This is a genomic window from Nocardioides sp. GCM10023255, from assembly GCF_042653125.1.
Lineage (GTDB): Bacteria > Actinomycetota > Actinomycetes > Propionibacteriales > Nocardioidaceae > Nocardioides.
The window spans coordinates 20,998-27,084 of sequence record NZ_JBHSHU010000014.1 but is presented as its reverse complement, the minus strand read 5'-3'; the positions used below and the strand labels follow the sequence as shown (position 1 = coordinate 27,084).

Here is a 6,087-nt window from a genome sequence, read left to right as displayed (position 1 = left end):
ACCGCGCCGCGCGTCCCCGCGCCGGCCAGCCGACCGGACCCGGCGCGCGCCGACGGGACCTGGTGGCCACCTGCGTGCACGAGTGGGCAGAGCGTCGTCAGCGGCGCCTGATCATGTTCCGGGTCGAGCACCGACGGGACGCGTCAGGACATTGGCGTCCGTACCTGGACTGAGGCGCCCCGCTTCCTGAAGCCGCATCCGGTCAGGTCGCCGAGCTAGTGGTCGGGGGCGGCCCCCCGGGAGCCGGCTGCGGTCGGCCGAAGTGGCGACCGAGGTCGTAGGCCTGCTGGAAGTACTCCCGGACCAGCTCCGGTGAGGCGGACGTCGCGGCGTGGAAGTAGACGTGCTCGACGTCCTCGATGCCGGGGAACCGGAAGGCCCACTCGTCGAGGACCTTTCCTATGCCGTCGCGCACGCCGGCGTCGTACGCCTCCTTGTCGAAGATCGTGGACGTCATGATCAGCGCCCGTTTGTGGTGCAGCAAGGGGATCCGGCCGTCGACGTCGCCGCGCCACCCCTCCGACGTGAGACCGAAGGCGAAGTCCAGGGTCCAGACGCGGTCGATCCAGCCCTTGAGGATCGAGGGGAAGCTGCAGAAGTGGATGGGGGCGACGAAGGCCAGCGCGTCCGCGGCGGCGACCTTGGCCTGCTGGGCGAGCACGTCCTTGGGCATGTGGCTGTGGATCAGCGCGGCGATCTCGGTCGGGGACCTGCCGCGCAGCGCGCGCTCGGCGAGCCACCGTTGCCCGGGCCACCGGCAGGAGTCGAGGACCTGGCGCCGCAGGTCCATGCGATCGAGGATGTCGGGCGGGACGTCGGCGCTGACGTAGCTGGCGCTGTCCCGGCTCCGGAAGACCGGGTCGAACTTGATGGCGTGGAGGTCGATGACCTCGCTGGCGTGGCCCCCGTCGCGCAGGCCAGCGGTGAACTGCTCGAGCACCCCGTGGCAGAACGAGTGCGGGTCGTGGTGCGCGTAGATCGTCAGCACCTTCATGAAGGACTCCTTCACGGTCGGGCAGCCCACAGGGCCTCGGTCCCCGATCTCCGACTCTGTGCCGGGCAGGGTCGAGCAGGCAGAGGCGTTGGTCCCGGCACCCGGCGGCCCTCCGGGCGCACGCGAGGTCACGGTGACGCGAAGACGCCGAACCGCGGACGCCCCTGTCACGTGTGCACAGCAAGGAGCACGAATCCACGTGAAGGAGGAACAGTCATGTCGTACCTCGTCCGAGCCGTCGCCACGACCGTCGGATCGGTGACCCTCGTCCTCGGTGGGACCGCTGTCGCCGAGGCAGCCGTGAACCCGTCGCCCACGGGAACCGGTCAGCCGTCCCAAGAGTGCGGCAGCAGCACCGCGCCCGACCCCCCGGGACACGCGTCCTCGGCCCCGGGATCGGCGTTCAACCCCGACGGCGTCGCGGGCACGCACTACGCCGGCGAGCAGCCGCAGAACTCGCAGAACCCGCACTCGGTCTCCCAGTACGACGTCGCCTGCTTCAACGTGTCCCGGTGACGCCCGGCCCACCGACGGGTCGAGCGGTCAGATCTCCTCGGGGAACATCTGGATCGCGCCGGACGGGCACTCGGCGACGCACAGGCCGCACCCCTTGCAGTAGTCGAGGTCGATCAGGTACTCCTCGCCGGGGGTCCCGAGCTTGATCACCGCGTTGTCCGGGCACACGCCGTAGCAGTTGTCACAGCCGAAGCAGTTGCCGCAGGACATGCACCGGCGGGCCTCCAGCAGCGCGGTGGACTCGTCGTGGCCGAGCACCACCTCGTCGAAGGTCGACTCGCGCCGCGCCCGGTCCAGGACCGCGCGGTGGGCTCGAGGCGCATCGGCGTAGTACCACGTGTTCAGGGTGTCGAAGGTGGCCAGAGAGGGGCGCACACCCGGCTCCGGGGCGGCCCCGGATAGCCACGCGTCGATGTGGCGCGCCGCCTTCTTGCCGTGCCCGATCGCGACCGTCACCGACCGCTCGTAGGGCACCATGTCGCCGCCCGCGAAAACACCGGGACAGCCGGTCATCAGGTCCGGCCCGACCGCGACCACGCCGTCGTCGACGACCAGGCCGGGCACGCCGTCGAGCAGCGAGAGGTCGGTCTCCTGGCCGAGCGCGAGGACCAGCGAGTCCGCGTCGAGGGTCTCCACCTCGCCGGTGGGCTGGGGGAAGCCGGAGTCGTCCAGCTCCATCCGCTCCACCTCGAGCCTTCCGGTGTCCACCTGCTTGATCGTGGTCAGCCACTTGAAGAGCACGCCCTCGTCCTCGGCCTCGGCGAGCTCGGACTCGTGGGCGGGCGCCCGGTCCTGGGTGCGGCGGTAGACGACGATCGCCTCCGAGGCGCCGAGCCGCTTGGCGGTGCGGGCGACGTCCATGGCGGTGTTGCCGCCGCCGTAGACCGCGACCTTGCGGCCCAGCAGCGGCCTCTCGCCGGTCTCGAGGTCGCGCAGCAGGTCGACCGCGTCGAGCACGTGCGCCGCCGAGCCGGCGGGGATGTAGGTGCGCCGGCCGAGCTGGGCGCCGACGGCGAGGAAGACCGCGTCGTACTCCGCCCGCAGCGCCATCAGGTCGGTGACCTTGGCGTCCAGCTCGAGGCTGACCCCGAGGTCGAGGATGCGCTGGACCTCGGCGTCGAGCACGTCACGGGAGAGGCGGTAGCGGGGGATGCCGAACCGCATCATCCCGCCGGCCATCGGACCGGCCTCCTTGACCGTGACGGTGTGGCCGCGCCGCGCGAGGTGGTACGCCGCGGAGAGCCCCGACGGTCCGGCGCCGATGACCAGGACGTGGCGGCCCGTCGGCGGCACCTCGACCGAGACCGTCCATCCCTGCCGGATCGCCTCGTCGCCGATGAACCGCTCGACGGAGTTGATCCCCACGGCCTCGTCGAGCTGCCCGCGGTTGCAGGCCGTCTCGCACGGGTGGTAGCAGACCCGCCCCATCACCGCGGGGAACGGGTTGTCCTCCATGATCTTGCGCCAGGCGCGCTCGTAGCCGGCGCCGCCCTCCTCGCCCTCGTAGAGCCAGGCCTGGATGTTCTCGCCGGCCGGGCAGCCGTCGTTGCAGGGCGGCATCCGGTTCGTGTAGACCGCACGCTCGGTGCGCCACGAGCCGGTCTTGTTGGCCCGGCTCGAGCCGATGTCGAGGGTGATCGCGAAGGGCTTCTCCATCACGCGTCCCCATCCGGTCGCAGCCCGAAGCGGGCGATGTTGCGGTCGGCCTGCGCCTGCAGCCGCGCGACGATGTCGGGCCGGCCGGGGTCGCCGAAGAGGTGGGCGTAGCGCTTCTGGGGGCGCAGGTACTCCTCGACCGGGACCTGCCGACGGATCCTCGACACCTCGGTCACCTCGCCGCGCTCGGCCTCGAAGACCGGGAACATCCCGGTCTCCTTGACCAGCCGGGCCAGCTTGATGGTGTCGGCGGAGTCAGCCCCCCAGCCGAGCGGGCACGGCACGAACACGTGCAGGTAGCGGGCGCCGTGGAAGCTCATCGCCCGCTCCACCTTGTACTCCAGGTCGCGCAGCTCGGCGACGGTCGCGGTGGCGACGTACGGGATCTCGTGGGCCATCGCGATCAGCGGCACGTTCTTGCCCTGGCCGAACGCGTTCCCGGGCTCGGGGCCGAGCGCCTTGGTGTTCGCGGTCGCGGCGGCCGGCGGGGTCGCCCCGGATCGTTGGACGCCGGTGTTCATGTAGCCCTCGTTGTCGTAGCAGACGAACAGCACGTCGTCGTTGCGCTCGAACATGCCCGACAGCGTGCCGAAGCCGATGTCGACGGTGCCCCCGTCGCCGGCCTGGCCGACGACCCGGATGTCGGTACGGCCCTTGGCCTTCAGCGCCGCCGCGACCCCGGCGGCCACCGCAGGGCCGTTGCCGAAGAGCGAGTGCAGCCAGGGCAGCTGCCACGACGACTCGGGGTACGGCGTCGAGAACACCTCGAGGCAGCCGGTCGAGTTGACCGCGACCATGTTCCCGCCGGTGGCCCGCATGGCCGCGTCGAGCACGTAGCGGGCGCCCAGCGCCTCGCCGCACCCCTGGCAGGCCCGGTGCCCGGAGGTGAGGGAGTTCGAGCGACCCATCCGCGCTTGGACGGACCGTTGCTCGGGGTCGAGCAGCCGGTTGCCGGCCACGAACGTGCCGGTCTGGTAGAGCTTGATCTCCTGGAACGCCACGACGCCCCCTCTACTCGTAGGCCCCGGAGGCGACGGTGCCGATGTCGCGCAGCATGTGCTCGGCGTGGGGGCCGGGCCGCCGGCCGTGTCGGGACCGCTCCAGCTCGCGGGCCACCAGGTCCAGGTCGAGGTCCAGGAAGTGCAGGCGCTGCGGGTCGACACCGCCCGCGAGCACGTCGTTGAGCAGTCGGCGCAGCGAGGCGCGGGTGATCGGCCGGCCGCCGAGGCCGGCCACGACGTCGTACACCTCGACGGGGAGCCCGCGCGTGGCGTCGCGGGTGTTCTGGCCGACGATGCCGCCGGCCCCGACGGCGAACGCCTTCTCGACGACGACGACCCGCGACGCGCGGCTCAGCGCCTCGCGCACCTCCGCCACGGGCCAGGGTCGGAAGCAGGTGATGCCGAGCGCGCCGATCGGGACCCCGTCCTCGCGGAGCGTGTCGATGACCTCCTCGATGGTGCCGAGTACCGACCCGAGCGCGACGACGACCGTCTCGGCGTCGTCGAGCCGGTACGGCTTCAGGAGACCGCCCGAGCTGCGAGCGAAGGCGGTGCGGAACTCGTCGGCGATCACGGGGATCTCGTCGAGCGCCGCCATCTGCTTGGCGTGCATCAGGTACTTCACCTCTGCGAAGGCCTCCGGCCCCACCATCGCGCCGATGGTCACCGGGTCGTCGGGGTCGAGCACCTGCTGCGCCGCGAACGGCGGCAGGAAGGCGTCCACCTGCTCCTGGGTCGGGAGGTCGACCTGCTCGAAGGCGTGGGTGAGGACGAACCCGTCCATGCAGACCATCACCGGCACCGACAGCGACTCCGCGAGCCGGTAGGCCTGGACGTGCAGGTCCACGGCCTCCTGGTTGGACTCGGCGTAGAGCTGGATCCAGCCGGAGTCGCGCATGGACATGGCATCGGAGTGGTCGTTCCAGATGTTGATGGGGGCGCCGATCGCGCGGTTGGCCACCGTCATCACGACGGGCAGGCCGAGGCCGGAGGCATTGAAGAGCGCCTCGGCCATGAACAGCAGTCCCTGGCTGGAGGTGGCTGTGTAGGTGCGGGCGCCCGCCGCCGAGGCCCCGATGCACGCCGACATCGCGCCGAACTCGGACTCCACCATCAGGTACTCGCACGACGCGAGCTCGCCGGTGCGGACCCGGTCCGACAGCGACTCGACGATGTGGGTCTGCGGGGAGATCGGGTACGCCGCGATCACCTCGGGCCGGCAGAGGGTCACCGCCCGGGCCACCGCCTGCGACCCCTCGATCTGGCTACGCATCGGCCCGCGTCCCCAGCAGCGTGCGGACGTGCGCGTGGGCGACCTCGGCGGCGCGGGCGTTGCCGTCACCCACCCGGCCGGGGAACCGGTCCCGGATCGCGGCGCACACCGCGTCGAGCGACACCTGCCCGGTGAGCGCCGCGAAGCCACCGAGCAGCGCCGCGTTCGGCAGCGGCCGGCCGAGGTGCTCCCGCGCGATCTCGGTCGCGGGCACGGTGACCACGTGGTCGGGCGTGAGCCCACGGGCCAGCTCCTCGAGGCCGAGCTCGTCGAGGCTGCGCGAGGTGTTGACCAGCAGGAAGCCGGCCGACGTCAGCCCCGCGAAGAGGTTGACCTGGTGCAGCAGCGTGGGGTCCTGGACGACCAGCGCGTCGGGGTCGGTGATCGGCTCGCGCAGCCGGATCGGCCGGTCGTCGATGCGGCAGAACGAGACGACCGGGGCGCCGGTGCGCTCGGAGCCGAAGGTCGGGAAGGCCTGCGCGTGCCGGCCCTCGTCGAACGCGGCCACCGAGAGCAGCTCGGCCGCGGTCACGGCCCCCTGACCCCCGCGGCCGTGGATGCGTACGGCGAACATCGCGGCCTCCTTCCCCCCGCGAGGCTAGGTGCCGGCGGTGTCCCCGCTCAGGGTCGTTGGACCCCCATGGAGG

Annotated in this window: 6 protein-coding genes; 1 reads left to right on the top strand and 5 read right to left on the bottom strand. The window is 71.9% G+C overall.

Translation table 11 applies throughout. The features are described 5' to 3' along the window. Window positions 1–202 precede the first annotated feature (202 nt). Window positions 203–994: an NAD(P)H-dependent oxidoreductase gene (locus ACFO9I_RS22760; protein WP_379185139.1), complete on the bottom strand. Its 792-nt coding sequence runs from the start codon at window positions 992–994 to the stop codon at window positions 203–205. Window positions 995–1,210: 216 nt separating this feature from the next. On the opposite strand from ACFO9I_RS22760, the gene ACFO9I_RS22755 reads away from it, so the two are divergent. After that, complete coding sequence (locus ACFO9I_RS22755; RefSeq protein ID WP_379185138.1) at window positions 1,211–1,510, top strand: hypothetical protein; 300 nt, start codon at window positions 1,211–1,213, stop codon at window positions 1,508–1,510. A gap of 27 nt (window positions 1,511–1,537) precedes the next feature. On the opposite strand, the gene ACFO9I_RS22750 is transcribed toward ACFO9I_RS22755, so the two are convergent. The 4 genes from ACFO9I_RS22750 to ACFO9I_RS22735 are packed head-to-tail and all read right to left on the bottom strand — an operon-like array spanning window position 1,538 to window position 6,014. Then, on the bottom strand, window positions 1,538–3,166 hold the full coding sequence (locus ACFO9I_RS22750; protein ID WP_379185136.1) for an NAD(P)-binding protein: 1,629 nt from the start codon (window positions 3,164–3,166) through the stop codon (window positions 1,538–1,540). Beyond that, window positions 3,166–4,167, bottom strand: coding sequence for a thiamine pyrophosphate-dependent enzyme (locus ACFO9I_RS22745; protein ID WP_379185134.1), 1,002 nt, complete (start codon window positions 4,165–4,167; stop codon window positions 3,166–3,168). The genes ACFO9I_RS22750 and ACFO9I_RS22745 overlap by 1 nt, the downstream gene beginning before the upstream one ends. Window positions 4,168–4,177: 10 nt before the next feature. After that, a complete protein-coding gene (locus ACFO9I_RS22740) occupies window positions 4,178–5,440 on the bottom strand; it encodes a transketolase C-terminal domain-containing protein (protein ID WP_379185132.1) in 1,263 nt (420 codons plus the stop codon). After that, window positions 5,433–6,014, bottom strand: coding sequence for a 2-oxoacid:acceptor oxidoreductase family protein (locus ACFO9I_RS22735; protein WP_379185130.1), 582 nt, complete (start codon window positions 6,012–6,014; stop codon window positions 5,433–5,435). Before ACFO9I_RS22735 ends, ACFO9I_RS22740 begins: the two co-directional genes overlap by 8 nt. Window positions 6,015–6,087: the final 73 nt, after the last annotated feature.